Below are 26,541 nucleotides of genomic sequence, written 5' to 3' on the forward strand. Positions count from 1 at the left end.
ACGATGCCCGGGTGCTCGTTTGGATGGACCTCGAGATGACAGGGCTGGACCCACGCCGCCACACCATTGTCGAGATCGCCACCATCATCACAGACGACCGGCTCGAGATCATCGCCGAAGGCCCCGACCTGGTGGTGTTCCAAGACGACGAAGCCTTGTCGCACATGGACGACGTCGTCACCCGAATGCACACGCGCAGTGGCCTGCTCGAACAGATCCGCGGCTCGTCGATCAGCCTCGAGCAGGCGGGTAACGAGACCCTCGACTTCATCAAGCGCCATTGCCCCCAACCAGCGACCGTGCCCCTGTGCGGCAACTCGATTGGCACCGACCGGCGCTTTCTAGACGCCTACCTACCCGACATCGAGAACCACCTTCACTATCGATCGGTAGATGTGTCCAGCATCAAGGAACTCTGTCGTCGGTGGTATCCGGACGTCTTCAAAGCCAGCCCTGGCAAGCGCACCAGCCACCGCGCCCTCGACGACATCAAGGAATCGATCGAGGAACTCCGCTACTACCGAGACAACCTCTTTGCGCCGGGGGCGCCCGGCGCACCCGCACCCGCCGTCGAAACCGACGACCAATGACCGAGAACTCCGCACACCAGCATCACCACCACAGCGGCCACGGCGATCCGGCTGACATGCCCAAGCCGTTGCGCGAAGAGCGTCGCGCCCCCATCGAAGAGATAACTGAGCTGGCACCCGGTGTCAGGCGTTTGCAGCTGCCCATCAACTTCACCGGCCTGGGTCACGTCAACTGCTACATCCTCGACGACGACAAAGGCGCGGCCCTGATCGACCCCGGCCTGCCCGGGCGCGAGGCCTGGAAGTCGCTTCAGGCTGGTCTGACCAGGGCTGGGCTGAAGGTCGGCGACATCCACACGGTCCTGGTGACCCACAGCCACCCAGATCACTTCGGCCAAGCCGGACGCCTGCGCAAGGAGGCCGGGGCGCGCGTCATCACACACCGCGACTTCCGCATGTTCTGGGACCCCTCAGAGGACGACGACGAGCCCCTCGAGAACGTCGACACACCAGACGACAACGTGCACCTGGTGGACGAAGCGGGCAAGACGCCTTGGGGTGCCGAGCTGCGGTTCGAGACCCCTCGCCACCGTCGCCTGATGTACGCCTTGATGCGCACGAAGCTGGGGCGTGTTTTCATACCCACGCCCAACCCGACCCACCGGGTCGAAGACGGCAACGTCATCGAACTGGCGGGCCGCGAGTTTCGTGCCGTACACACCCCGGGGCACACCATCGACCATCTGTGCCTGCACGACCCCGAACACAAGCTGCTGTTCGCCGGCGACCACGTGCTGCCCACCATCACGCCACACATTTCGGGCCTGAAACAGGGTCGCGACCCTCTGCGGGCATTCTTCGGGTCGCTCGACAAGGTCGCGTCCTATGCCGACGTCGAGCGGGTGCTCCCTGCACATGGCCTCGAATTCCAAGACATCGGGTCAAGGGTCCGGCACATCAAGGATCACCACAACGAACGTCTCGACATCTTGCGTGAAGCCAGCGCCGATCTGGGCCCGGCAACCGTCGAGCAGTACATGAAGCGGCTGTTCCAGAAGCGCAGTTGGGGCCCGATGGCCGAAAGCGAGACCTTCGCCCACCTCGAGCATCTTCGCTACGACGGAGAGGCTTCGATCTCGCGGCGCGAAGACGGCCAGCTGCTGTACACGTTCACCTAGCCGCTAGGCGTCGCCCGTGGGTCGCCACCGATAGCTGGCCGCAACAGTGCCGTCGACCATGAACCAGCCGGCCTCACCACCGCCGAAAGGTGCAACCGACAGCTCGACCGAAGACCGGGCCTCAATACCCGAAGCGAACTCGACCGATGCCCGCACCCGCCCCCCAGAGCGAGCTTCGGCCATCGACTCCTCGACAGCTGCCCAGTAGACGGCGTTGTTGACGTGGCCGATGACGTCGAGGTCGACATATCGCACTGCCCACGATTTGCGGGCGGCGTCGACCGGGGGCTGCTCGTGATGCAGCCGGGCGCGAACCTTTCGTCCGCGAGCAGCCAGGTCGTAGGTTTCGACGAATTCGTCGCCAATACGCCGCGGCGCACCCGTCTGGCTGTCGACCGCCACCCAAAGCGCCACCGCCGACAGGTGCCCCCCTTTGTCGCCCACCAGTTCGGTGCGGCGCTCGGCCCAACGCCCGCCATAGCCAGAGCACCAGGTCGTCAGCTCGACCTTCTCGTCGAAGCTCAGCGGGGCGTCGACGACCACCTTGGTGCGCCTGAGAATCCACCACATGGCATCGGTGAGACCCGCGTCGCGAGCATCGTCGTTGGCTATGTCTTGGAGGTATCTGGCCACCGCGTCGAGGCGCAGCCGTCCCCTCGGCGTGGTGTCGCCTAGGCGAACCTTGCGGGTGTAGCTGAAGCGCCTTCCGCTGTCGGGAAGTGGCAACAGTTCTCTGGCTCCGTCTGGTGTCGGCACGGCCCCTCACAATAAATGGGTTGACTCCGGGTCGAAATCCGTGGATCCTCGTGAAAGCGAGACGCCAGTCCCGCCGCCCGTTGCGGCCCCGGTTCATGCCGGTTCAGCACGGACGCCCGACAACCGAGGACGCAGAACTCCGATGAACGCCGTGACCACGCTTCAGCTCTCGTTGAGCAGCGTCGTCGCGCGCGCCAAGTTCCGCGCCGCTGTCGCTGCCGACGCCATCTGCTCGATCGTGTGGACCACCAACACCGTCAAGCCGGCGTTCGCGCACCTCGGGAAGGGCGCCGGCATGTATCACCCGAATCCGCGGCTTGTGAGACCGACTTAGCGACGCAAAGACATCGCTAGTTCTTCCACCAGGCCGCCGGATCGATCCGGCGGCCTTTCTCGTTTCCGGAGGCGCCATGAATCCACCTGACACCTGACTGACTGTCCGACAACCCAGAACCCTGCGGGGTGTGGCTCACAAGGGGAGAGCCGAATCATGAGGACGATCCAACTATTACTCGACACAACCGAGGACACCTCGTGGCGTAAGAACGGCCGTTGCGTCGACGGCGCCGGCACCATGACCGGTCTGTTCTTCTCCGATGAGATCCACGACATAGCCAGGGCCAAGGCCATCTGCGGCAAGTGCACCGTGACCGCCCAGTGCCTCGAACTGGCGCTTCGCAACCAGGAGCCGTGGGGGGTCTGGGGTGGCGAGCTCGTCATGAACGGAAAGGTTCTCGCCAACAAGCGGGGACGTGGTCGTCCGCCCAAGAACCCGCGCCCTGCGCTGGTGGTCGACGAGGTTCCGATTCCGCCCGAGCTGACCGCCACGGCCTGACGAACGCAGCCCGATGTCGAGCCGATCCGAGATGGATCGGTGACGACCGGGCTTGCCGGGACGGCTGGGCGGCCCGGGGCCGGTATCTTTTGACCCATGGATACCGAAGCTCCGGGCCGCCCCTCGCGTTCGCTCGGCCGTACCATCGGTGGCATCGGTCTGTTGGCTCTGGCCGCCATCGCTTTGGTAGTTGCCTTCACGTGGTCTGAGGGTGAAGACGGCCCCAGCCAGTTCCATCAAACGGTGGCGGTCGATTTGGCGGGCCAACCTCTCGATTTCGCCCAGTACGAAGGCACACCCGTCGTTCTGAACTTCTTTGCCTCGTGGTGCCCGCCGTGTGTGGCAGAGATGCCCGCTCTCGAGGCCATTCACCTCGACTTGCAAGGCGAATTGGTTGTGTTGGGTCTCGACCCATCCGAGCCCGCCGACATCGCCGCCAAGCTCGTGGCAGAACTGGGCGTCACCTATCCGACCGGTATCGATATCGATGGTGTTCTGCTCGACCGATACGAGGGTTTCGGTATGCCCACAACGGTGTTCATCAGCGCCGATGGCAAGGTGCTCGATACCCACATCGGAGCACTGACCGAAGGCCAGTTCCGCGACCGAATCGCCGACAACTTCGGGTTGGGCTGAGCCGTGTTCGACGCTCCGATCGCCTTCGCCTTCACGGCGGGCCTGATCGCGATCGTCAACCCGTGCGGCTTCGCCATGTTGCCCGCCTACCTGTCGTACTTCCTCGGCATCGAGAGTCGATCAGACGGCGGCGTAGCCAACCCAAGTGCCGCCGTGTTGCGCGCCCTCGCAACCGGGGGTGTCGTCTCGCTGGGGTTCCTCGCAGTGTTCGGTGCGGTCGGAATCCTGTTCACCGCAGGGCTGACGTCGCTACAGGATCGACTGCCGTGGATCGGGCTGATCCTGGGTCTTGCGATGGTGGCGTTGGGCGTATCGATGCTGCTCGGCTTCAGGCTCATCATCTCGTTGCCCAAGCTCGAGGCCGACACCTCTGGCACCGGCCTGCGGTCGCTGTTCGTGTTCGGGGCCAGCTACGCGCTGGCGAGCCTGTCATGTGCCTTCCCCACTTTTGTCGTGGTCATCAGTGGAGTTGACGGGCTCGATTCTGGCATTGCCAGCTTCGTGGCCTACTCGGCCGGTATGGCCACCGTGCTGATCGCTTTGACAGTGTCGCTGGCCCTGGCTCGCCAGAGCCTTCTCCACACCCTGCGAAGGGCCATGCGCCACGTCGATCGAGCCGCCGCTGTGCTGCTGATAGCAGCCGGCATCTACATGACCTACTACTGGTCGATCGAACTGGTCGACGCCGCCCACGACAGCGCTTGGAGGCGGCCGAGTCGCTGGGTCGAGGGTGTGGCCGACAGCATTCGCAACCAGGTCAGCAGCTTGGGCGGAGCAAAGGTGGGCCTGTTGTTGGTGGCCATTGTCGCCGCAGCCGTTGGTCTGGTGCTTTTGCGACCTCCACGCCGCGACCCGTCGGAATCGACCGCCGGTGCCACACCGGGTCGTCGGGTATGACGCTGCACCTTCGCGACCATGCTCTGTTGAACGAGCCGAGGCCGTTTCGCAGCCTGCTGGCCCAACCCGGGGTCGTCGAGCAACTGCAGCTGCGATCGTCGGTCGGCTTCATGGCGATCCATGGCGGCCACCTGGAGGAGATGACCGACTGGGTGGCCAGGGAAGCTGCCGAAAGGTCGGGCGCCTCCTACTACGCCGTGGTTCAGCCGCCCGAAGATCAGTGGCACATCCCCTCACACCTGATCGGCCGCGACCCCAGCCCCCGGCTGGAGACCTTCCTCGAGCACGTCGAGGTAGTCGTTTCTCTGCATGGTTTCGGTCGACCCGAACTGTGGCGGTCGCTGCTGCTGGGCGGGCGCAATCGGCAGGTCGCCGAGATGGTCGCCATAGAGCTCATCCCCCGGCTGCGCCACTACGAGATCATCACCGAGCTGAAGGGCATTCCGAAAGCGCTGCGGGGCCAGCACCGGCTGAACCCGGTGAACCTGCCACGCATGGGTGGCGTACAGATCGAGCTACCACCTCGGGTGCGCGGTCGCAGCCCCATCTTCTGGGGCCAGCTCGAGCCTGGCACGATCGTTCCCCATCTGGAAGCGCTGGTGGAAGGTCTGGCGGCGTTCGCTCAGCGCTGGTCGCTTGGCGACGCCAAGCTCAAGGCGCCAGACGCGTCGTTGTCCAGCCGTCGTCAGAGCGCGTGAAGACCAACCGATCGTGAAGCCTGTGCCTGGCACCTTGCCAGAACTCGATGCGTTCGGCGACCAGTCCGTAGCCGCCCCAGTGGGACGGCCTTTCGACCTCACGCCCGTCGTTGGCGGCCTCGAGGACCTTGAAGCGCTTCATCAGATACTGCCGGTCGGGTATCGGCGTGCTCTGGTCGGATGCCACGGCAGCCAGCTGGCTCTCGCGCGGTCGTGTGGCGAAGTACTGGTCGCTGGCAGCGTCGGCCAGCTCGACCACCGCACCGCGCACCCGGATTTGGCGTTCGAGCGGCAACCACGAGAACAGGCCCTCGGCTTTGGGCTTCGATGCCAGCGCCTTGCCCTTCTCGCTCTGCCGGTTGGTGTAGAACGTGAACGCGCCGTCGACGATGCCCTGCATCAACACGTTGCGGACCGTGGGGAAGCCGTCGGGCCCCGCCGTTGCAAGGGCCATCGAGTGGGCATTGAACAGGCCTGCGCCCCGGGCCTCGCCCAGCCAGGCGGCGAACAGCTCGAGCGGGTCCTCTTCGGCGAGCTCTGCGGCCAGGCCCGCGTCCATCAGGCGACCCCTGAGTTCGTCGATGTTCACCAGACTTCCCTTTCAGCTGAGCGCGCACCGATAAGTGTGACGCCTGGGGACGCTGTAACTCCACCGGATTTCTTGCCCCTATGACCACGCCCCGGCTGTCGATACTACGGGCTGTGCCGCTTGTTGGGGCGGGCGCGGTGGCGGGCGCAGGCTGTCGATGGTTGGCCGGCGAGGTGTTGGCGGCGAATGGTGCCTTGGTGTTGGTGAACGCGCTCGGGTGCGTCGTCATCGGCTGGGTGGCTGCCCGCAAACCCCAAGCGGCCACTCGGCTGGTGGTGGCCACAGGGTTTTGCGGGGGGCTCACCACCTTGTCCAGCGCTGCGGTCGCTGTCGCAGGGCGGTTCGACCAGGGTCGTGCGGCTTCGGCAACGCTGCTGCTGTTTGCGGTCGTTGTTGCGTCGGGTCTTGGCTATGTCAGTGGTCGGCGGCTCGGGATGCTCGAGCCATGACGGCCCTCGGGTTCGTGCTGGCTGCGGTCGTCGGCGCCGCCGCAAGGTTCCTGGTGACCAACACGATGAATGGGCGGTGGCCGGTGGGAACGCTGTTGGTCAACCTGAGTGGCGCATTTCTGGCCGGGCTGTTCCACGGCTTGACCGGTGGTTCTGCCGTGGTCGTCACCATTGCCGGGCTTGGGTCGTTGACGTCGGTGTCGACGGTTGCCGACGAGGTCGCCGCGCTCGCCGAGGGCGACCGGCGGGCGGGGGTGGCTTACTTGGTGGTCACCGCAGTTGGTGGCGTCGGCGCAGCCCTGGCGGGCATCTCATTGGCCTGAGGGGCCAGTCGGGCTCAGGGTGCCTCGATGACCTCTAGACCGCAGTAGGGCCTCAGAACCTCCGGAACGACGATGACCCCGTCGAACTGGGCATTCTCGAACAAGAACACCAGCATGCGAGAGATTGCACAGGCAGTGCCGTTGAGTGTGTGCACGAGGTCTGACTTGCCGTCTTCACCCTTGTAGCGGGTGCGCATGCGTCGCGCCGAGTAGTCGGTGTAGTTCGAACACGACGTGATCTCGCGATAGCGACCCTCTGAAGGCAACCAGATCTCGAGGTCGTATTTCTTGGCCGCCGCTGCTCCCAGATCTCCTGCAGCCACATTGATGACCCGATATGGCATGCCGAGTTCGGCGACGATCTCCTCTTGGAGGGTTCGGATCTGCTCGAGCTCGTCCCACGAGGTATCGGGATGGGCGTACGAGAACATCTCGACCTTGTCGAATTGGTGAACCCGAAAGATTCCCTTGGTGTCCTTGCCGTAGGTTCCGGCCTCACGCCGGAAGCACGACGAGAACCCGGCATAGCGCAGCGGCAGCTGCTCGGCGTCGAGCCTCTCGCCACGGTGAAGGCCGGCCAAAGCGACCTCGCTGGTGCCGATCAGGAACAGATCGTCGCCGGCGATCTCGTAGACCTGATTGCGGTCGGTGGGAAAGAAGCCGGCGTCGACCATCATGTCTTCGCGGACCAGCACGGGCGGTACCACCGGAATGAACTGGTGCGCCAGCAACTTGTCCAGTGTCCACTGCACCAGTGCGAACTCGAGTCGCACCGCCGCTCCCATCAGATAGGCAAACCGGCTGCCGCTGTTGCGTACGGCACGCTCGCTGTCGACCAGGCCCAGCGCCTCGCCAATCGCGGCGTGGTCCATGGCCGGCGCTGGGGTGGGTTCGCCGATGGTACGGAGCACCTCGTAGTCGTCCTCCCCGCCGGAGGGAACGCTGACGTGGGCTGGGTTGGGAATCGTGACGATGAGACCGCCTACAACCGACTCGGCTTGGCGGAGTTCGTCCTCGGCGGCAGCCAACTGGGCCTTGATCTGCGACGCGGCCTCGATCTTGGCCGGACGCTCATCGGGGGGCGACGATCCGATCTCCTTACTTGCCGCGTTCGAGGCTGCCCTCAGCTCCTCGGTGCGGGTCAGGTGGTCGCGCCTTTGGTCGTCGGCTGCCAACAGCGCATCGAGGCTGGCGTCGTCGGCACCCTTCGCGATCGCCCCCTGACGGTACTGGGCGTCGTTGCGTAGGAGATTGAGATCGATCACGGTTGAAGATGGTAGGTGGCCGGGACGGTCTCCACGACCCGTATTCGCATCACGCAACCGCATGCCGCCCGACGCAGTAGCTTTGGGCCCGGTGTCGATTGTCTCCGTCCACGGCCTGACCATTCGTTATGGCGACCTCGTTGCTGTCGATGGAGTGGATCTCGAGGTCAACCCTGGCGAGATCGTCGTGTTGGCGGGAGCCAACGGTGCCGGCAAGACCAGCACCGTAGAGGCCATCGAGGGCTATCGCGTGCCGTCGGGCGGCGAGGTGCGGATCGCAGGTCTCGGTCCCACCGCTGCGCTCGACGCCGGGCTTGCCGGAGTCCTGCTGCAAGACGACGGGATATATCCCGGAGCCAAGTCCATCGAGGTCGTTGATCTCTTCGTTCGGCTCGCCGGCGGCAAGGGCTTGGGAGCCCAACAGCTGCTGGCGCTCGTAGGGCTGGAGCACCGAGCGTCTACGTTCGTGCGGCGTTTGTCTGGCGGTGAGCATCGGCGCCTGGGTCTGGCCCTCGCATTGGTTGGCGAGCCAGTGGCCCTGTTGCTCGATGAGCCCACTGCGGGCCTCGACGCCGAGGGCCGCGATCGGGTTGTTGACCTGCTTCACCAGAGACGCAGCGCCGGGGCGGCCGCCCTGGTCACGACGCACGATTTCGCCTTCGCCGAGGCCATCGCCGATCGGGTGGTCGTAATGGCTCGGGGACGGATCATCGCCCAGGGTTCGCCCGAAGATCTTGCACCAGCCCAGAGTGAGCTGACGTTCGGCGCCTCGGCATCTTTTGACCGCGAGCGGCTTGCAGAGCACATGGCGGCACGTGTCACCGAAACCGGCGCAGGCCGCTTTCGCGTCGCCTGCCCGAAGTCATCGGCCTCGATCGCTCGCCTTGTCGAGTGGTTTGCCGCTGAAGCGGTCGAGATCGACTCGGTTGGAGACACCGGTGGGAGCCTCGAGGCGGCGATTCGCGCGCTGCTGGCCGACTTGCCGGATGATCAGGAGCCGACATGATGCGGCGAGTGTTCGCCCAGTATCGATTCGAGCTGAGGCTGCTGGCGCGAAATGGCGAGTCGCTGCTGTTGATCGTTGGTCTGCCGCTGGGCCTATTGGTGTTCTTCAGCCTGGTCGACATCTTGCCCAAGGGCGAGGCTGTCGAGGCTGTCGACTTCTTGGCACCGGGCATCATCGCATTGGCCGTCATGTCGACTGCGTTCGTGAATACGGCGATCTCGACCGGCTTCGACCGACACTACGGAGTGCTGAAGCGGCTGGGCGCCACACCCCTTCGTCGATCAGAGTTGGTGCTGGCGAAGGTACTGACCGTGGCGACTGTCGAGGTCGTTCAGGTGCTGGCGGTCCTGTTGGTAGCTCGGCTGTTGGGCTGGACGCCCTCGCAGACACCGATCGACGTCGTCGGGGCGATCTTGCTGGCCACGGCCGCCTTCGTGGGGTTGGCGTTCTTGATGGCGGGCCGCCTGGGCGGCCTGGTGACGCTTGCGCTGGCCAACGCGGTCTACATCGTGATGTTGCTGATCAGCGGCATGATCGTGCCGCTGGGCGATCTGCCCGCGGCGCTGGCTACCTTCAGCCGCGCATTGCCCGGAACGGCCTTGGCCACGATCGTCCGCGGTGCCTTCGACGGCGCTGGGGTCGACGCAGGTCCGTGGCTGGTGCTGATGACCTGGGCCGCACTGGCTCCGGCTGCGGCTGCCAAGCTCATGCGTTGGCAGCCCAGCGGATGATCAGCTGAAGTACTCGAAGGTCGCCAGCGTCACCAGGTAGCACCCAGGGTCAACACGATGCCGACCATGAACAAGAACGTGAACATCTTGTTGTCGAACTTCAGGTGCATGAAGTAGCCGACCACGGTCGCGAACTTCAAGATCATGGCGACGATGATTACCGGCTCGGCTGCAGCACCGAAGTCGACGAAGTAGGTCATCGTCTCGATGAAGGTGATGATCGCCAAGATGATGGCGACCTTGATCGCACCCGAGAAGCTCAGGTGATCCTTGTGTTCGCCATGCTCGGTGTGCTCGGCATGCTCGACAGTTGCGGTGTCGTTGCTCATTGCAGTGTGGTCCTAGGGAATCAGGTAGACGATGCCGAAGATGACGATCCAGACGATGTCGACGAAATGCCAATACAGGCCGACGATTTCGACGGTCTCGGCATTTCGTTGGGTCAGGCGTCCGGAACGGGACATGAACCACAGTGACGCCAGCATCAAGATGCCTACCGACACGTGCACACCGTGGAAGCCGGTCAGGGTGTAGAACGCCGACGCCGAGATGTTGGTGGTGTAGCCCATGCCCTCGCGGTAGAAGGCTGTGAACTCATACACCTGGCCAGCGATGAACAGCGCACCGAAGCTGGCGGTGGACGCCAGCCACAAGCGGGTCTGGCGGTCGTCGCCCTTCTGGATTGCCTGGACCGCAAGCACCATGGTCAACGAACTCATCAGCAGCACGAACGAGCTGACCGAAGTGAACGGGATGTCGAACAGATCGCTGGCCTTGGGGCCGACGTCTATACCGAGACCGTCTGGCTTGTTGCGCAGCAACAGGTAGCTGCTGATGAGCGCCCCGAACAGGAGGCACTCGGAGCCGAGAAAGCCCCACATGGTGAGCTTCTCGTGCGAAAGCCCGGTATTGGTGGGCAGATGGTCGTAGTCGTCCCAATCGGTACGGCCGTATCCGACCTGGGCCGTGTCAGTCAACGGTCTCCTCCTCGGTCTCGTGCTCGGCGTGTTCGTCGTGATGGCCGGCATCAGGATCGGTTGCGGGCTCGAGAGCCCATCCATAGATGGCCGCCACGGCGATGAGACCGCCGATGACACTCAGCCACAGGTTGTAGATGACGCCCAGGCACAGGACCGGCATCGAGAACGCAAGCACGATGGGCCAATACGACGGCGAGGGCAGATGCGGGTGCTGGTCGCCCTTCTGAGCGATCTCGTTGCCGTCGGCGATCTGGACCAGGACGCCGTCTTCGTTCTTCTGGTACTTCTTGTGCCACCAGTCGTCGAGCTGGGTGACGACTGGGTAGTAGTCGAAGTTGTGCTCGGGTGCGGGCGAGGGAATCGACCACTCGAGGGTGCGACCGTCCCATGGGTCGGCTGGAGCCTGGGGCACCTCGCCACGGCGGTACTTCATGCTGGTGGTGAAGATGTTGAAGGCAAACACCGCCGCGGAGATGAACAGCACGATGGTGCCGATGGTGGCCACCATGTTCATCCAGTCGAAGCCAAGGCCCTCGTCATAGCGGTAGGTACGACGAGCCATGCCCTGCAGCCCGAGGAAGTGCATCGGGAAGAAGGTCAAGTTGAAGCCGGCGAACATGAGCCAGAAGTGGGTCTTGCCTAGACGCTCGTTCAGCAGGAAGCCGAACACCTTGGGCCACCAGTAGTAGACGCCGGCGAACAGGCCCATGACGCCACCACCGAACAGCACATAGTGGAAGTGTCCGACGATGAAATAGCTGTCGGTCTGCTGGGTGTCGGATGCTGCCACCGAGTGCATGACGCCCGTGACGCCGCCCAGGGTGAACATAGACACCAGCGATATCGAGAACAACATCGCGGTGGTGAAACGTAGGTTGCCGCCCCACATGGTGGCGATCCAGTTCAGGATCTTCACGCCGGTGGGTACTGCGATGAACATCGTTGCCGCTGAGAACGCAGCCACCGATACGGGCCCCATGCCCGAGGCGAACATGTGGTGAGCCCACACACCAAAGCCCATGAAGGCGATGGCTATGCCCGAGAAGACCACGAACGAGTAGCCGAACAGGGGCTTGCGGCTGAACACCGGCAGCGTCTCGGAGATGATGCCGAAACTGGGAAGGATGATGATGTAGACCTCGGGGTGTCCGAAGATCCAGAACAGGTGCTGCCAAAGGAGCGGATCTGCGCCCTGCTCGACGTTGAAGAAGTTGGCGTCGAAGTTGCGGTCGAACACCAGGAACAGAAGCGCCACGGTGATGACCGGCAGCGAGAACAGCAGCAGGAACTGCACCACCATGATCATCCAGCAAAAGATCGGCATGTTGCGCAGATCCATGCCAGGCGCCCGCATGTTGAGCATCGTGATGATCAGGTTGACCGAGCCGACAAGCGAGGCAACACCGGTGATCAGCAGGCCCAGGGCGTAATAGTCGACACCGTGCCCCGGGCTATAGGCCAGACCAGAGTTGGGTGCATAGCAGAACCAGCCGCAGTCGGCCCCGCCGCCCGTGAACCAGCTGAGGTTCAAGAAGATGCCGCCGAAGACGAACAGCCACAGGCCCAGGGCGTTCATGCGGGGGAAGGCGACGTCGCGAGCGCCGATCTGCAGAGGCACGACGTAGTTGGCGAACGCCGCCGCCAAGGGCATGACCACCAGGAACACCATGGTGGTGCCGTGCATGGTGAACAGCTGGTTGTATTCGTCGGCGGTGAGGACGGTGCCGTTTGGAACCGCCAGCTGCAGACGCACCAACAACGCCTCGATGCCGGCGATGAGGAACCAGAACATGGCTACGGCGCCGTAGAGGATGCCCAGCTTCTTGTGGTCGACTGTGAACAGCCAGCTACGCCAGCCCGTGTTGGCAGTGGGTCGGGCGAGAATGCCGATGCCACGATCGCGTGTGGGCGAGGCGGCGCCGGATTCGAGCTCGAGGATTTCTGATGGTTCCTGCTCGATTATCGCCATGTGTCGTTCTCCTGTGGGGCCTCAGGTGCTGCGGGATGCGGGGTTATCAGGGAAGGATCGGCGCGTCGCCGAGGGTTTGGAGGTAGGCAACGATGTCTTCGACCTGGTCGACGTTCAGCTGTTCAGCGAACGAGATCATGCCCTGCTGATTGTCGGCACGAAGGGGCTTGCGGCCAGGAGCATCCTGAACCCAAGCGACCAGATCGGCCTGATTCAGCGAACCGTCTTCGAGGTACATGTCGAAGATTCCGCCGGCAAAGCCGGTGCGGCTCATCAGGTGGGTCAGGTTCGGCGCCACACCCGAGAGCAATGGTGGCTCGTTCTCGTAGGCCGACTCGTAGACACCGTTCACGACGTGGCAGCTCGAGCAGAACTGCCCGAACAGCTGGTAGCCCCGAGCCTCGGGTGTGTCGCCCTCGAGGGCGACCTGATCGGTGGTCTGGCGAGCAAGCCACTCGTTCCAGTCGGCCTCGTCGAGAGCGACGGCCGTGAGGCGCATGTCGGCGTGCGACAAGCCGCAGTACTCGGCGCAAAGCCCGCCATAGACGCCGGGCTCGTGAGCGTGGATCTTCCAGTCGTGAACACGACCCGGCACGGCGTCTTTCTTGCCGTTGAGCTCGGGTACCCAGAAACTGTGGATCACGTCATTGGAGGTAATCCGCAGGTTGATCTGCTGATCTGCCGGGAACACGATGTCGTTGGAGGTGACGATGTCGTAGGTGCCGTCGTTGTCCAGGTCGTAGCTGAACTGCCACCACCACTGCTGACCCTCGACCAGGATGGTCATGTCGGTCTCGTCCTGGTCGGCCAGGGCAAACACCTTGGGCACGGACACGACCGCAACGATGATGAGGAACACCAGCGGCACGACGGTCCAGCCGATCTCGGCCACCGAGTTGCCGTGGATCTGGCCTGGCAGATCGTCGTAGGTCTCGGGCGTACTGCGGAAGCGGAAGATTATGAAGACGACCGCTATGCCCACCAGGACAGCAACCACGATGGCGGCAATTCCGATGAAGCTCGTGACCGACCAGATGACATCGGCGTTCTCGCCGCGGGGCTTCAGGCCGTTCTGGCCGTTCTCGCCGGCGCAGGCAGACAGTGCGGCCAGCGCGCCAACGAGCAGGGCCAAGGGCGCAAACCTGCGCGTTCTCGACTTGCGGACAGGCTGAGTCACTCGGGCCAGCTCGCTCTCTGCCCCCAGGGGGCCTCGGTCGAATCGGGTCATCGCACGTTCACCACCATGACGGCGACCCCGTCGCCGGTGAATCCGAGCGTGCTTTCTTCGGTGTGTTCTGTGTCGTCGCCGTGGTCTTCTTCGTGGTGTTCGAAGTCGCGTTCGCCTACGGCGATGGCAACAATACCGCCCACCACGACGGCCAATGCCCCGATGGCGAGGATCGACGCCATGATGGGGCCCTTGAGGTCGGGCTTGGCGTAGAAGACGAAGGCGAAGATCAGGATCGTCGTGGCCACGCCCAGGGCAAGCCAGCTCGAAGCGTTGCGGGGCAGCGCCAACAGAACCCTCGAACCCAGCAGAACAGGAATGGCGCCGAAGAGCACGGCGTAGACGGGCACCTCGAAGGGCAGCATCACCTTGCGGCGAACGGCGTAGTTGGCGGCAGCATCGGTGGAGCGGCGGTCGGCCCAGGCCGTGATGGTCCACTCGATGGCGGCCAGCACGATCAACACGAAGCCCGCGATCGCCAAAAGCGGCGTTGCGACGAGGCCGACGATCATGACGCCCACACCGGCCGAGGCCATGATGGGCCAATAGGCGGGTACGAGCTCGTACGCGGCTTCACGCTCGCGGTCGATCGACGGAGCGTCACCGGCTTCGAGTGACAGCCAGGCGAGGAACAGGCAAGCAGCGCCGGCTGTGCCCAGGATGATGGTTCCCGAGAAAGCGACGTCGCCCGTGCTGTTGGCGGCGGTGCCGACGCCGTACACCGTCGCAGCGACGATGAGCAGCAGTCCGACTCCGGCGAGGAATTTGGTGGCGGTTCCGAACATTGGTCCCTACTTGACGACGTAGACGGCGTACCAGGCTGCGCTCCAGGCCAAGACCAAGAAGTCGAGGAAGAGAGCAGATGAGGTCAAAGAGGCTGCGCCCTCGGGGCCGAGGTCGCCGCCGAGCGCTCGCATTCCCATCAACAACCAGTAGGCGAGGGAGATGAGAGTGAAGGCGATGATGACACCGGTGATGGTGAAGGCGAGGTTGTGCCATTCGCTGGTGCCGATGGCGATGTCCATGCGGTTCATCGAGAAGATGAGCATGTTCAGGAAGGCCAGGATCATCAACATCGTGGCGCCGATGGCCATGTAGGTGTGACCCCGCTCGTTGCGGTGCCCGGCCCACGCGGCCCAGTGGCCGAACAGGGCGGCCAACACGATGGTGACGACCGTCATGACCATCGGCGTGTTGGGAATTGCAACGTCGTCTGGCAACCAGTTGTGGCCCGGATCGACGACGGCGTGGCGCCGGCTCATGTAGAACGCCAGCAGCCCGGCCATGAGGCTCGAGGCCGCAACGACGGCCAGCGACGTCGCTACTAGTTGGGTGCGGGGGGCGGTGCGCATGCCCGGCACAGCCATGGCGGTGTCGGCCATCAGACTCCGACCTCCTGTTCTTCACGAGCGTCAAGTAGTGGCGTGCCAGACGCCAAGGCGGGCAGACCCATTTCGGACTCCCACTCGGGGGTGAATGCTTCCCACGGGTTGTCGCCCGCTTCGGGACCCTTCTTCAAGAAGATCGACACCACCACGTTCAGCAACATGACGGCAGCTCCGGCGGCCACGAGGATCGTGCCCAGAGCTGCGATGGTGTTGAAGGCCTCGCTGGGATCTTCCAGACCCGAGTAGATCGAGTTGGTGAAAGGCCCGCCGGGCTGGCCCGACACGATTCCGGCCAACACGCTGCCCAGGGCGGCCACGATGGCGCCGGCACCGATGGCCAAAGCGGCGAGGAACCCGGGACCGGCCATGGTCTTGCGGCCGCAGATTATGGGCGCCCACCAGGTATGGGCAGCAAGTGCACCCGCCGCGCCCGCGCCGAGGACCAGCAGCTGGAAAGCCGCCGTGTTCCAGGTGGTGAACCTGAGCGCAATCGCAGGATCCATGTCGAAGGCATTGACCGACTCGAGCCAGTCGAGAAGGGCGCCCGCTACGGCGACTGCAGCTGCCAGCAGCACCATGACCGAAGCGATCAGGGCGCTGAACGCCGGGCCCGACTTGGGAATGCGCTTGGAAGCGGCGACGGTGATGATGTTCAGCATCACGGCGATGAAGATGCCGAGGCCCGCACCGGCTATGAAGCCCAGGTACACGATGCCCTGCCAGCCGTCGGCGACCTTGTTGCCCTCGACCCCGCCGAGCTGGGCCCAGGCGCCGATGCCGAAGACGCCAACTGCGCCGACACCCGCCGTGGCTATGGCTCCTGCGACCACGCGCCGACCGGCTGTGACAGGCAGGATCTCGCCGATCACACCCAGCACGGGGACGATGAACAGGAACAGTTGCGGGGTGCGGTAGACCCACTCGATGTGTTGCCATATCCCGGCGTTGCCGCCGAGGAAGTCGAAGTCGAAACGCGTGCTGTAGCGGTGATCGATGTACAGCAGCGCCAGGTTGGCCAACAGGACCGGCATCGAAAGCAGCAGGCCGATCGCGGTTACCAGGCTCGCCCAGCTGAAGGCGGGCAGTTGGTCCATGTGCAGCCCTGGCGCCCTCATCGAGAAGATCGTCGTGGCAACCGTTATCGCCCCGAGCAACAGGGCGGTGATGACCGTGCCCAAGGCGATCAGGTGCAGGTCGACGCCCTCGCTGTCGAGGCGGGTGCCTCCGAACGGACCACCGTTGGCGAGGTAGGCGCCCACCAGGGCGACAGCGCCGAACATCCAGGTCCAAAACGATGCCAACGCCGCACGGGGGAAGGCCAGGCGACCGGCTCCGATCTGCAACGGCACGACGTTGATCGCCAACCCCAGGAAGAACGGCACCAGGAACAAGAACACGAAGCCATCACGTGTCAGGGCATAGGCCTGTGCCCAGGTGGACTCGTCGAGCACCACGAAGCCGTCAGAGCTCGTGAGGTCGAGTCGCACGAGCACCTCGAGAACAAGGGTGGCGACCAGCACCATCGTCGAGACGACCATGAACATCCGCCCGATGCGGCGGTGGTCGGTCGTGTTGATCAGACCGAGCAGGCTCGGATCCTCCGATGGCGGAGGCGGAAGCTCGGTCTGTGGGGCAGATTCGGTCATCGCACGGACTCGCTTTGGTGGACAGGTCGACGGGCCGACGTCTGCACTGAACGCGCGTGCGTGTGCAGGCCGACGGCCGGGGCGGACGATGGAATTCGGTTCGGGACTCTAGTCAGCAGAATGCCAGGCATCGAAATGTCGGGGAAGCACCCCGAGAGCGGATGTGGAAGCGACGAGCCGGCGAAGACGCCCTGCACTCGGTTGCGACTCACAAGCCACCCCTCACGAGGACGTCGACGGCCATCGCCGCGAACACCACTGTGACATACGTGATGGAGTATCCGAACACCTTCATGGCCCGACGGGCCGACAGGTCGCTCAAGAGCCTGACCGTGTGCCACATGAACACGGCGCCCGCCGCAACCGCGGCGACGGCATATATGGGCCCCAAACCCGCCAGCGGACCGAACGCGACACCCGAAACCACCACGGGCACCGTGTAGACGATCATCTGCACGGCGGTGGACTTCGCCGATGCAACTGCGGGCAGCATCGGGACGTCGGCGCTGCGATAGTCCTCGGCGTACTTGATGGCAAGCGCCCAGAAATGGGGCGGCGTCCACATGAACATCAAGAAGAACAACAACCACGCTTCGGCTGGCAACGAATTGTCGATTGCGGCCCAGCCGACCAGCACGGGAACAGCACCCGCCGCACCGCCGATGACGATGTTCTGCTTGGAGGTGCGCTTGAGCCAGATCGTGTAGACGATCACGTAGAACAAGCACGCCGACAACGCCAACACCGCCGACAACAAGTTGACGGTGGTGGCCAGCAACACGAAAGCCGCGACCTCGATTGCGGTGGCGAAGACGAGGGCCTCGCGTGGCGAAACCTCGCCGGTGACGAGCGGACGTCCCTTGGTGCGCTCCATGAGGGCGTCTATGTCGCGATCGACGTACATGTTGTAGGCGTTGGCGCCGCCGGCCGAAAGGGCGCCTCCGACGAAGGTCGCGATCATGAGCCACACCGAGGGCAGCCCGTCCTCGGCGACGATCATGGTGGGAATCGTCGTGACGAGCAGCAGTTCGACGATTCGCGGCTTGGTCAGCGCAACAAATGCCAGCGCGCGCGGCCGAACACGCCCGGTGCCGGGACGCGAGGGAGCGTGGGGGGTGGCGCTTACGTCGGTCACGGCCGAAACGATAGAGGCTTGGCGACGAAACGGCCAGAGAAGCCTTCGTTTCCTCGTGGCCGTCGGGCGAATCGGCCCCGATTAGTGACCTTCGAGGGTGGCGGTGGGCTGCGCGGGGCAATAGCTTCCATGAACGTGTCACGATCGACGAGCCACCCCGACCAACTGGTGAAGTTCCGGCGCTGGGCCACGGCCTCGCTGGTGACGCTGGTCGCAGTGATCTTCACGGGCGCCGGTGTGAGGTTGAGCGGTTCGGGCTTGGGATGCTCTAACTGGCCCACTTGCACCGAGACGTCGCTGGTTCCCGAGGCCGACATCCACGGCGTCATCGAATACGCCAATCGTCTGTTCAGCTTCGTGATCGTTGCGGCATGCATCGGAACCCTGGTTCTCGCCCGCCGGATGTCGCCACGTCAGCCCGGATTTGTCGCCAAGTCGTGGTGGATCATCGTCTTCGTGTTGGCCAACGCCGTACTGGGTGGCATCACGGTGCTGTGGGATCTCGCTCCGAGCATGGTGATGGGCCACTACCTGCTGACCCTTGTACCCATAGCGTTGGCAACCATGCTGGTCGTGCAATCGACCCATCTGATCGAGGGGTCTGCTGACGTGCCCATCGCCGCGCCGCGGGCCCGCTTCCTGGTGGCCGCTACCGCTGCCTGGACCTGTGTGATCTTGTTCCTGGGCACCGTGGTCACGGCCGCAGGGCCCCACGCAGGCGACGAGACCGCCGAGCGCCTCGACGTCTCGCTCCGCTGGGCGGCCAGGCTCCACGCCTCGAGCGTGTGGGTGCTGATCGCTCTGCTGATAGTCACCTGGCTCAGTCTCGACGCGGCCACCGACAGGGGCGAGCAGGTCTCGGCCGTGAAACGCACGGTCAGGTGGCTGGTGATCTCGTCGGTGGCACAGGGAACACTGGGTTACATCCAGTACTTCACGGGCACGCCGGCGGCCCTGGCCGCGGTTCACGTAGCGATCTCGGGCGTGATATTCACCATCGCCGTGCGACTCGCCATGCACGCCGCGGCGTCGGTTGACGTCTCCGAACGCGAGTTGTCGGCCGCTCGATGATGCCGGTGGGTTCGACGTCGACCACGCCTGTTCGCGAAGGCGACACCGGCACCGACGTCGAAGAGGACGTTCCGTGGGTGGTCATCGTCTGGAACGATCCCATCAACTTGATGGGATACGTCGTGATGGTGTTCCAGAAGCTGTTCGGCTACTCGCGCGAGAAGGCGACCATGCTGATGCTCGACGTTCACGAAAAGGGCCGCGCGGTGGTTTCGAACGGCACCCGGTTCGAGGCCGAACGCGATGTGTTTCGGCTGCACGAATACGGGCTGTGGGCAACCATGCAGCAGGACAAGTGACGTGGGGCTTTTCAACCGGCGCCGCATCAAGCGCACATCGTCTGGGGTGAACTTCGACATCACCCCGGACGAACGCGACCTCATCGCCCACCTGATTCCACAACTGCGCGACCTGTTGGTCGACGTGGCTCCTACAGGCCATGTCGACGAGGCCGTTCGCAGGCTGTTTCCCACAGCGCACGCAGAAGACCCCGACCTCGACCTCGAGTTTCAGGCGAGTTCCAGAGACCGCCTGTTGGCGGCGAGACTCGATCGCCTCGACCTGGTGGAGGCGACGGTCAGGAACGAACGCCTCAGCTTCGAGCAACACGAGGCGTGGATAGCGGCCATCAACGACATCCGCCTGGTGTTGGGCACGCGACTCGACGTCAGCGAGGACGACGACCCAGATCAGCTCGATCCAGAAGACCCCACCGACGCCGCGGTCGCCATGTATCACTACCTCGGGTTTCTCCTGGGCGAGCTACTCGACGCATCCGAGTACGCCTGACAGCGCCATTGGTGATAGCAAGACGCCGTGACGGCCTTGCTCCAACGGCTGAGAAACTCAGAAGCGCTCCTGGTCCTGTGTGGCTCGACGTTCCTGGTCATGGTCGGCCAGGGCATCGTGTCGCCCGTCTTGCCGCTCTACGCAAAGGACTTCGGTGTCGGCGCAGAGATGGTCGGCTTGACGCTGACCGTGTTCGCTCTGGCCCGGCTGATCCTGAACATCCCGGCCGGCATGCTGGCCGACCGGTTCGGCAGGCGGGTGCTGCTGATCGGCGGACCGATCATCACCGCCGTCGGAATGTTCGGCTCAGGCTTTGCCGACTCGATATGGACCCTGCTGTTCTGGCGGTTCATAGCCGGAGGCGGGTCGGCGTTCTACATGAGCGGGGCGATGATCTATCTGATCGACATCGCCCCACCCGAGAAGCGGGCTCGATACGTGGCCACCAACCAGTGGGCTCTCAGCGTTGGTGTGGCTGTGGGTCCGGGCATCGGCGGCCTGGTCGCCGACACCTACAGCCTTTCAACGCCCTTCCACGTCGTGGGAGTCACGGCCATCGCCACCGCGATCTACGCAGCGGTACGCCTACCCGAGACCCGCGGCCAGGCCGACACCGGCGAGGTCGACCCGGATCAGCCTCCCGTCAGCGCGTGGACGTTCCTGACCACGAAACGATTCCTGCTGGTGGCCGCTGTCACGGCGACGATCTTCATGACCCGCGCCGGCACCAGGGGCACCCTGACCCCGCTGCACGCAACCGAGGCCCTCGACTGGGGCCCCAGCGAGATTGGGCTGGTGTTCATGGTGACGGGTTTCATGACCCTGTTCACCCTGATGCCCGCCGCGTGGGCGTCGGACCGGTTGGGCCGAAGCTCGGTGATCTTGTTCTCTGGCGTCATGGCGGCGGCCGGAACCGCCGTGGTCGCGTCGTCGACCAGCGCCGGCGGCTTCGTCGTCGGCAACATCATCATGACGCTGGGAACCGGCACCGCGGGGCCCGCGCCTGCGGCCTATGTGGCCGACATCGCACCACCAAACCTACGGGGCATGGCGGTGGCGTTGTATCGGTCTGCCGGCGACGTCGGGTTCCTGGCCGCTCCTCCCTTGTTGGGGTTCATAGGCGAGTCGACGTCGCTGCCCACCGCCATGTACGTCGCCGCTGTTCTGGTGGCCGTCACCGCGGTGATGTTCAGCATCGGCTCGCGGGGTGATTCGGCAGCAGGTCGCCAGGTCAGCTGATCCGCCCGGCCCGATTTTGGGGTGTCGAATGGCCTGATGAGGCTCTACCATGTGGCGGTCCAGCCCCCATCGTCTAGCGGCCTAGGACACCGGCCTTTCACGCCGGCAGCACGGGTTCGAATCCCGTTGGGGGTGCTACTAGGCCTCGTCGGCTGAGGGAAACGCCAGCCGCACCGTGGCACCCGAAGTTGCGCCGTCGATGACCTGAGCCGTGCCTCCATGAGATTCGGCGACCTGGGCCACGATCGACAGGCCCAGCCCCGACCCCGGCAAGGTGCGGGCATTGGGAGCACGCCAGAACCTCTCGAACACCGAGCTTCGGTCGGCTGGGTCGATCCCGGGACCCTCGTCGCTGACCTCGACGGCGCCTCCCGCGACCACGACATACACCGTTGCGTCTGCGGGCGAGAACTTGATGGCGTTGTCGATCAGGTTGCTGACCGCACGTTCGACCAGAGCGGGCACCCCGACGATGGAAGACGGCTGTGCCTCTAGTTCGATCACCACCGGGCTGCGGCGCCGGTGACGTTCGACCACCATCGCGGTCAGCTCGGCCAGGTCGATTCGCTCTGCTTCGCCCTCTCGGTGCTGGTCGGTCGCCAGGTCGACCAGCTCGCTGACCAGGGCGGTCAGCTCGTCTAGCTCGAACAACACATCGTCGAGAATCGGGGCCCTCTGCTCTGGCGTCAGAGAGTCGGCCCGCTTCAGCAACTCGATGTTGGTACGCAGGCTGGTCAGTGGGGTCCGAAGCTCGTGGCTGGCGTCGTACACCAGGCGCTCTTGTTGTTCACGTGACTGCTGCAGAGCGCCCAGCATGGTGTTGAAACTGTGCGCCAATCGGCCCAGCTCGTCGTTGCGTTCGATCTCGATGCGCGTGTCGAGCTGACGGGTGCGAGAGACGTCCTCGGCGGCTTCGGTGAGGCGCGACACGGGGCGCATCGCCCGGTGCCCGATGGCCAGGCCCGCCAGACCCGCCATGCCGACCCCCGCCAACGACAGCAGCACCAGAGCACCGCGCAGTCGCTCGAGCGAGCCCTCGATCCCCGACAGGGGCCTGGCGAGCATCACAGCGCCACGAACCCGCGCCTCGGGCACGCGCGCCGGCACGGTGAGCACGCGCACGCGCAACGTCTCACCATCTGCGGTCATCGCCACCTCGTCGCGCAGTACCTGTCCACTACCGGACTCGGCGACCGAGATGTCGTCTGTGGTGACCTGAACGGTCAGCTCACCAAAACGCACCACGGTTCCCGTCGCGTTGATGAACTGCACGCTGACGTCGCCGGCCAGGAACGGTGCCGGGCGGCGATCGCCGTCGGGCACCAACGCCGCGGCGCGCTCGCGAAGCTGCGAATCGACCGTGTCGCGCATGGCGCGGTTGGCCGACACCCACGACACGAACGACACCAACACCACGGCCACCGCAGTCACCACAGCGGTCAGCACGCCAACTCGGGTGCGGATGCTCACGGTGCATCGCCCATCGTCTGGGGTGTATCAGTCAGCCCGGACCACATAACCGATCCCTCGCACGGTGTGCACCAGACGAGGCTCGCCGCCCTCTTCGGTCTTTCGTCTCAGGTAGCCGATGTAGACCTCTAGCGAGTTGCTGCTGGTCGACGAGTCGTAGCCCCAGACGTGCTCGTAGATCTGGTCGCGGGTGAGCACCTGGCCCGGTCGCTCCATCAGCAACTCCAAAAGGGCGAACTCGGTGCGGGTCAGGTCGATCCGCCGATCGCCGCGATGCACCATCCGGGTGCCGCGGTCGAGCCGCATGTCGCCGAAAGCCAGCTCGTCGGACTCGGTCGAGCGCTTGTCGACCCGCCGCAAGAGGGCGCGCACCCGCGCCAGCAGTTCTTCCAAGGCGAACGGTTTGACGAGATAGTCGTCGGCGCCGGCGTCCAAGCCCGCAACCCGATCCGACGTGGTGTGCCGTGCAGTCAACACCAAGATCGGCAGATCGGCGCCCGATGCGCGCACCCGGCGACACACCTCGAGCCCGTCCATGTTCGGCATCGAGACATCCAGCACCATGGCCGAGATCGACTCGTCGAGCTGATCGAGGGCCTTCACGCCGTCGCTCGCCGTGTCCACGACGTAGCCCTCGAATATCAGGGCGCGCTCTAGCGACGTGCGAACGCCGCGGTCGTCGTCGACGACGAGAATCTTGTGCGCTGCCTCGGCCATAGGGCACCTCCGCAATCAGAGGTACCGCACGAGAGTGAAGAAAGTGTGAGAAACCGGCAGCTCAGCCGACGAAGACGACGCCGAAGCCCTCTTCGGAGTGGTCACCCTCGTCCTCGGAGTGGTCACCCTCGTCCTCGGAATGGTCGCCCTCTTCGTCGTGATGCTTCTTCTCGTACTCGGCGACCGGGTCGTTACCAACGGTGGTGATGATCACGTTCAGGACGAACGAAAACACCAAGAACCCGACCGTTACGACTGCACTGCGAATGAATGCGGGGCCCCAGCTGTTCATTGAACCTGACTTCCTCCGATGGCGACTGACCCGAACACGCTAGCGAACCCGACGCCCCGCGCGCTACGCCAACCCCATACGAACCAGAATCTGCACCTCGTCGGCGTAGGACATCTTCTCGGGACACGAGCCCACCGGCACCCACTCGACGGCGTCGACCTCGTCGGGGTCGGGGGTGCCACAACCCTCCTCGAGCACCTGCATGGGGTAGAACACCACGATCTTGACCACCTCGTCGCCCGAGCCAGGATCGGATCCCGTTCCGGGCAGGGTGTAGCTGACGGGCACCGCGGCACCCGACACCTGGGCGCGCACGCCGGTCTCCTCCAACACCTCGCGACGGGCCGTTTCGGACCACGATTCGCCGTCGTCAACGTGGCCTTTGGGCAGTGCCCAATCGTCGTAGCGACTGCGGTGAACCAGAAGGATCTCCGGTTCGTCCGGTCCCTGACGGCAGACCACGCCACCAGCGGCGCGGTCGACAACGGCTCTCGAGAATCTGCCCATCGATCAGAAGCTAGCGGTTTGCACTTGTGGTCGGCCCGGCTGCATATCGTGTTGAACGATGAACGATGGGCCACAGAGCGTCTCCCCCCGGCGACTCGCAGTGCTGGTGGGCCTACTCATTGCTGCGGTCATCGTTGCAGCCCTGGCGTTGCGACTAGACGCAAACGGCTCGAGTGACACCGCCGCGCCTACCTCGATCTTCGAAGCTGGGCCGACCACGTCGTCGCCGCCGGCCGGCCAGGAAACCCAGACCATCGAATCGAGCACCACCTCCACCGAGGCTGCAACCACAACGTCGACCACGACTTCGACCACGACCACCAGCACGACGTTTCCGTTCGACGGGTGGGTGCACCCCCAGGCGGTCGGCGTTCCGTGGTCGGACACAGTCGACGGACTGTTGACGTTCAGGGGATCACCGACGCGCACCTTCTACGGCAAGGGTCCCGTGCCTACCAATCCCCAGGTGCTGTGGTCGTTTCCCGACTCGGGTTCGATGTGTTCGGAGTCGACATCGGGCGGACAGACCCGCACCTGGTGCGGAACCGGGTGGACGGGCCAGCCCTCGGTCTGGGAGGTGGACGACGAGACTTGGATGGCCTTCGGGGCCTACGACCGAGCCATACACGTGCTGAACGCCGACAGCGGTGAACCCGAGTTCGATGCATTCACGACAGGCGACATCATCAAGGGAAGCGTCACGATCGACCCCGACGGCTTCCCGTTGATCTACTCGGGTTCGCGCGACAACTACTTCCGGGTGCTCGCGTGGGACCGCCCGGGCGGCGAACTCGTCGAGCTCTGGCGGCTGGCCGCCAACGATGTCGGCCCCACCAAGTGGAACAACGACTGGGACGGCGCGGCGCTGATCATCGACGACTATCTGTTCGAAGGCGGTGAGAACTCGAGGTTCCACATCGTCAAACTGAACCGCACGCTCGGGCCCGACGGCCTGGTGCAGGTCGATCCCGAGATCGTCTTCCACGCCGCCGGCTGGGACGACGAGCTGGTTCGGGCTGTGGGTAACAACGTATCGATCGAGAACTCGGTGGCGATCTCGGGCAACGTCGTCTACTTCGCCAACTCGGGTGGCTTGGTACAAGGCTGGGACATCGAAGGTCTGGCCGAGGGAGTCGAACCCGAGCGGGTGTTCCGGTTCTGGACCGGTGACGACGTCGACGCATCGATCGTCATCGACGACGAAGGATTCCTGTACGTCGGCGCCGAGTACGAGCGTGGCTTGGCCCGGGCTCGTGAAGTCGGACAGATCATCAAGCTGGACCCCTCCAAGCCAGACGACCCAATCGTGTGGTCGATAGACGACAGCGCTCGGCTGGACGGGGGCGTATGGGCCACCTCGGCCCTTTACCGCGACATCGTCATCGCTGCCACCGACGGCGGCCGAGTGCTGGGCATCGACCGCCAAAACGGCGAGATCGTCTGGACCTTGAACCTGGTCGGCCCTCTTTGGCAATCACCCGTCGTCGTCGACGACGTGTTGATCCAGGGAGACTGCAACGGCGTTCTGCACGCCTTCGACGTGAGCGACACCAGAGCGACACCAACCGAGCTGTGGCGGGTCGACATCGGTGGCTGTATCGAGTCCACCCCGGCGGTTTGGGACGGAACGATCTATGTGGGCACGCGCGGGGGCAAGGTGCACGCGATCGGAGATCATCGACCGAACTGAAACTTCTGTTGGCGCGACCGACGAAACTGCTGGTAGCTTTTTACGTCGGCGTGTTCGCGACTGTTCACTTGTCCTTGTCGCTTGTTCGGTACGCCAAAGTTCTTCAACGAGGTCTTCGAAGCGATGAGCAAGGTTTGCCAGGTCACGGGTAAGCGCCCGACCACGGGCTTCAACGTGTCCCACTCGCATCGCCGCACCAAGCGGTGGATCAAGCCCAATATCCAGAAGCAGCGCTTCTGGGTTCCCAGCGAGAAGCGCTGGGTGACGCTCACGGTGAGCACCAAGGGCATCAAGACGATCAACAAGAAGGGCATCGAGGCCGTCTTGGCCGACATGCGTCGCCGTGGGGAGAAGATCTGATGGCCAAGTCAGACAAGCGCCCGATCATCAAGCTGCGTTCGACCGAGGGCACCGGCACCACCTACGTGACCCGCAAGAACAAGTCGAACACACGCGAGCGCATCGAGCTCAAGAAGTACGACCCCGTGCTTCGCCGCCACGTCGTGTTCAAGGAAGAGCGCTAACCA

General features: G+C 64.3%; 33 protein-coding genes and 1 tRNA gene. 19 read left to right on the plus strand and 15 right to left on the minus strand.

Going from position 1 to position 26,541, the window contains the following annotated elements; translation table 11 throughout:
• The first annotated feature begins 11 nt into the window (after nt 1-11).
• Nucleotides 12-590 (plus strand): oligoribonuclease, encoded by a 579-nt coding sequence (orn, locus tag R2770_11215; protein MEZ5281031.1) that lies wholly within the window; start codon nt 12-14, stop codon nt 588-590.
• Complete coding sequence (locus R2770_11220; protein MEZ5281032.1) at nt 587-1,708, plus strand: MBL fold metallo-hydrolase; 1,122 nt, start codon at nt 587-589, stop codon at nt 1,706-1,708. Before orn ends, R2770_11220 begins: the two co-directional genes overlap by 4 nt.
• Nucleotides 1,709-1,711: 3 nt before the next feature.
• Here the strand turns inward: R2770_11220 and R2770_11225 are convergent, their stop codons facing one another.
• A complete protein-coding gene (locus R2770_11225) occupies nt 1,712-2,464 on the minus strand; it encodes a thioesterase (protein MEZ5281033.1) in 753 nt (250 codons plus the stop codon).
• A gap of 142 nt (nt 2,465-2,606) precedes the next feature.
• Between R2770_11225 and R2770_11230 the strand changes: the two genes are divergently transcribed.
• The 5 genes from R2770_11230 (at nt 2,607) to R2770_11250 (ending at nt 5,530) form a co-directional block, all read left to right on the plus strand.
• On the plus strand, nt 2,607-2,798 hold the full coding sequence (locus R2770_11230; GenBank protein MEZ5281034.1) for a hypothetical protein: 192 nt from the start codon (nt 2,607-2,609) through the stop codon (nt 2,796-2,798).
• Between the two features lie 156 nt (nt 2,799-2,954).
• Nucleotides 2,955-3,299: a WhiB family transcriptional regulator gene (locus R2770_11235; GenBank protein ID MEZ5281035.1), complete on the plus strand. Its 345-nt coding sequence runs from the start codon at nt 2,955-2,957 to the stop codon at nt 3,297-3,299.
• Between the two features lie 96 nt (nt 3,300-3,395).
• Nucleotides 3,396-3,935, plus strand: coding sequence for a TlpA disulfide reductase family protein (locus R2770_11240; protein ID MEZ5281036.1), 540 nt, complete (start codon nt 3,396-3,398; stop codon nt 3,933-3,935).
• A gap of 3 nt (nt 3,936-3,938) precedes the next feature.
• A complete protein-coding gene (locus R2770_11245; protein MEZ5281037.1) occupies nt 3,939-4,832 on the plus strand; it encodes a cytochrome c biogenesis CcdA family protein in 894 nt (297 codons plus the stop codon).
• 26 nt (nt 4,833-4,858) lie between these two features.
• Nucleotides 4,859-5,530 (plus strand): poly-gamma-glutamate hydrolase family protein, encoded by a 672-nt coding sequence (locus tag R2770_11250; protein ID MEZ5281038.1) that lies wholly within the window; start codon nt 4,859-4,861, stop codon nt 5,528-5,530.
• Here R2770_11250 and pdxH read toward each other — a convergent pair.
• Nucleotides 5,484-6,119 (minus strand): pyridoxamine 5'-phosphate oxidase, encoded by a 636-nt coding sequence (gene pdxH, locus R2770_11255; protein ID MEZ5281039.1) that lies wholly within the window; start codon nt 6,117-6,119, stop codon nt 5,484-5,486. The genes R2770_11250 and pdxH overlap by 47 nt on opposite strands.
• A gap of 113 nt (nt 6,120-6,232) precedes the next feature.
• Here pdxH and R2770_11260 point away from each other — a divergent pair, with 113 nt between their 5' ends.
• Both R2770_11260 and R2770_11265 read left to right on the plus strand, forming a co-directional pair.
• Nucleotides 6,233-6,568, plus strand: a complete 336-nt coding sequence (locus tag R2770_11260) for a CrcB family protein (protein ID MEZ5281040.1) — start codon at nt 6,233-6,235, stop codon at nt 6,566-6,568.
• On the plus strand, nt 6,565-6,891 hold the full coding sequence (locus tag R2770_11265) for a CrcB family protein (GenBank protein MEZ5281041.1): 327 nt from the start codon (nt 6,565-6,567) through the stop codon (nt 6,889-6,891). Before R2770_11260 ends, R2770_11265 begins: the two co-directional genes overlap by 4 nt.
• Before the next feature lie 14 nt (nt 6,892-6,905).
• Here R2770_11265 and serS read toward each other — a convergent pair whose 3' ends face one another.
• The gene (serS, locus tag R2770_11270; GenBank protein ID MEZ5281042.1) at nt 6,906-8,156 is read right to left on the minus strand and encodes a serine--tRNA ligase; all 1,251 of its coding nucleotides are present in this window, start codon (nt 8,154-8,156) and stop codon (nt 6,906-6,908) included.
• Nucleotides 8,157-8,247: 91 nt separating this feature from the next.
• Here serS and R2770_11275 point away from each other — a divergent pair, with 91 nt between their 5' ends.
• A complete protein-coding gene (locus R2770_11275) occupies nt 8,248-9,162 on the plus strand; it encodes an ABC transporter ATP-binding protein (protein MEZ5281043.1) in 915 nt (304 codons plus the stop codon).
• Nucleotides 9,159-9,893: an ABC transporter permease gene (locus tag R2770_11280; protein MEZ5281044.1), complete on the plus strand. Its 735-nt coding sequence runs from the start codon at nt 9,159-9,161 to the stop codon at nt 9,891-9,893. Before R2770_11275 ends, R2770_11280 begins: the two co-directional genes overlap by 4 nt.
• A gap of 29 nt (nt 9,894-9,922) precedes the next feature.
• On the opposite strand, the gene R2770_11285 is transcribed toward R2770_11280, so the two are convergent.
• From R2770_11285 to R2770_11320, 8 genes are all read right to left on the minus strand, one after another.
• Nucleotides 9,923-10,222: a cytochrome C oxidase subunit IV family protein gene (locus R2770_11285; protein MEZ5281045.1), complete on the minus strand. Its 300-nt coding sequence runs from the start codon at nt 10,220-10,222 to the stop codon at nt 9,923-9,925.
• A 12-nt stretch (nt 10,223-10,234) separates the two neighbouring features.
• Nucleotides 10,235-10,870 carry a heme-copper oxidase subunit III gene (locus R2770_11290; protein ID MEZ5281046.1) on the minus strand — a complete coding sequence of 212 codons (636 nt, stop codon included), beginning with the start codon at nt 10,868-10,870 and terminating at the stop codon, nt 10,235-10,237.
• Complete coding sequence (gene ctaD, locus R2770_11295) at nt 10,863-12,842, minus strand: cytochrome c oxidase subunit I (protein ID MEZ5281047.1); 1,980 nt, start codon at nt 12,840-12,842, stop codon at nt 10,863-10,865. The genes R2770_11290 and ctaD overlap by 8 nt, the downstream gene beginning before the upstream one ends.
• Before the next feature lie 46 nt (nt 12,843-12,888).
• Entirely contained in the window at nt 12,889-13,974 is a 1,086-nt protein-coding gene (gene coxB / locus R2770_11300) for a cytochrome c oxidase subunit II (protein ID MEZ5281048.1), read from the minus strand.
• Between the two features lie 92 nt (nt 13,975-14,066).
• Nucleotides 14,067-14,855 carry a hypothetical protein gene (locus tag R2770_11305; protein MEZ5281049.1) on the minus strand — a complete coding sequence of 263 codons (789 nt, stop codon included), beginning with the start codon at nt 14,853-14,855 and terminating at the stop codon, nt 14,067-14,069.
• Nucleotides 14,856-14,861: 6 nt separating this feature from the next.
• On the minus strand, nt 14,862-15,452 hold the full coding sequence (locus R2770_11310; GenBank protein MEZ5281050.1) for a hypothetical protein: 591 nt from the start codon (nt 15,450-15,452) through the stop codon (nt 14,862-14,864).
• Nucleotides 15,452-17,104, minus strand: a complete 1,653-nt coding sequence (locus tag R2770_11315) for a cbb3-type cytochrome c oxidase subunit I (protein MEZ5281051.1) — start codon at nt 17,102-17,104, stop codon at nt 15,452-15,454. Before R2770_11315 ends, R2770_11310 begins: the two co-directional genes overlap by 1 nt.
• A gap of 208 nt (nt 17,105-17,312) precedes the next feature.
• Nucleotides 17,313-18,239: a heme o synthase gene (locus R2770_11320; GenBank protein ID MEZ5281052.1), complete on the minus strand. Its 927-nt coding sequence runs from the start codon at nt 18,237-18,239 to the stop codon at nt 17,313-17,315.
• A gap of 135 nt (nt 18,240-18,374) precedes the next feature.
• On the opposite strand from R2770_11320, the gene R2770_11325 reads away from it, so the two are divergent.
• The 5 genes from R2770_11325 (at nt 18,375) to R2770_11345 (ending at nt 21,473) form a co-directional block, all read left to right on the plus strand.
• On the plus strand, nt 18,375-19,310 hold the full coding sequence (locus R2770_11325) for a COX15/CtaA family protein (protein ID MEZ5281053.1): 936 nt from the start codon (nt 18,375-18,377) through the stop codon (nt 19,308-19,310).
• Nucleotides 19,310-19,609: an ATP-dependent Clp protease adapter ClpS gene (gene clpS, locus R2770_11330; protein MEZ5281054.1), complete on the plus strand. Its 300-nt coding sequence runs from the start codon at nt 19,310-19,312 to the stop codon at nt 19,607-19,609. The genes R2770_11325 and clpS overlap by 1 nt, the downstream gene beginning before the upstream one ends.
• Before the next feature lies 1 nt (nt 19,610).
• Entirely contained in the window at nt 19,611-20,099 is a 489-nt protein-coding gene (locus R2770_11335) for a DUF2017 family protein (protein ID MEZ5281055.1), read from the plus strand.
• A gap of 27 nt (nt 20,100-20,126) precedes the next feature.
• Complete coding sequence (locus R2770_11340) at nt 20,127-21,338, plus strand: MFS transporter (GenBank protein ID MEZ5281056.1); 1,212 nt, start codon at nt 20,127-20,129, stop codon at nt 21,336-21,338.
• A 62-nt stretch (nt 21,339-21,400) separates the two neighbouring features.
• A tRNA-Glu gene (locus R2770_11345) sits at nt 21,401-21,473 on the plus strand.
• 3 nt (nt 21,474-21,476) lie between these two features.
• On the opposite strand, the gene R2770_11350 is transcribed toward R2770_11345, so the two are convergent.
• The 4 genes from R2770_11350 to R2770_11365 all read right to left on the minus strand — a co-directional run bounded on the left by R2770_11350 (nt 21,477) and on the right by R2770_11365 (nt 24,324).
• Nucleotides 21,477-22,808: a HAMP domain-containing sensor histidine kinase gene (locus R2770_11350; protein ID MEZ5281057.1), complete on the minus strand. Its 1,332-nt coding sequence runs from the start codon at nt 22,806-22,808 to the stop codon at nt 21,477-21,479.
• A gap of 27 nt (nt 22,809-22,835) precedes the next feature.
• The gene (locus R2770_11355) at nt 22,836-23,525 is read right to left on the minus strand and encodes a response regulator transcription factor (GenBank protein MEZ5281058.1); all 690 of its coding nucleotides are present in this window, start codon (nt 23,523-23,525) and stop codon (nt 22,836-22,838) included.
• A 61-nt stretch (nt 23,526-23,586) separates the two neighbouring features.
• Entirely contained in the window at nt 23,587-23,817 is a 231-nt protein-coding gene (locus tag R2770_11360) for a hypothetical protein (protein MEZ5281059.1), read from the minus strand.
• A 63-nt stretch (nt 23,818-23,880) separates the two neighbouring features.
• On the minus strand, nt 23,881-24,324 hold the full coding sequence (locus tag R2770_11365; protein ID MEZ5281060.1) for an NUDIX hydrolase: 444 nt from the start codon (nt 24,322-24,324) through the stop codon (nt 23,881-23,883).
• 58 nt (nt 24,325-24,382) lie between these two features.
• Here R2770_11365 and R2770_11370 point away from each other — a divergent pair, with 58 nt between their 5' ends.
• The 3 genes from R2770_11370 (at nt 24,383) to rpmG (ending at nt 26,538) form a co-directional block, all read left to right on the plus strand.
• Nucleotides 24,383-26,014 carry a PQQ-binding-like beta-propeller repeat protein gene (locus tag R2770_11370; protein ID MEZ5281061.1) on the plus strand — a complete coding sequence of 544 codons (1,632 nt, stop codon included), beginning with the start codon at nt 24,383-24,385 and terminating at the stop codon, nt 26,012-26,014.
• Between the two features lie 123 nt (nt 26,015-26,137).
• Nucleotides 26,138-26,374 (plus strand): 50S ribosomal protein L28, encoded by a 237-nt coding sequence (gene rpmB / locus R2770_11375; GenBank protein ID MEZ5281062.1) that lies wholly within the window; start codon nt 26,138-26,140, stop codon nt 26,372-26,374.
• Complete coding sequence (gene rpmG, locus R2770_11380; GenBank protein MEZ5281063.1) at nt 26,374-26,538, plus strand: 50S ribosomal protein L33; 165 nt, start codon at nt 26,374-26,376, stop codon at nt 26,536-26,538. Before rpmB ends, rpmG begins: the two co-directional genes overlap by 1 nt.
• The last annotated feature ends 3 nt before the right edge of the window (nt 26,539-26,541 follow it).

It is taken from the genome of Acidimicrobiales bacterium, from assembly GCA_041394185.1.
Classification (GTDB): domain Bacteria; phylum Actinomycetota; class Acidimicrobiia; order Acidimicrobiales; family Poriferisodalaceae; genus JAAETH01.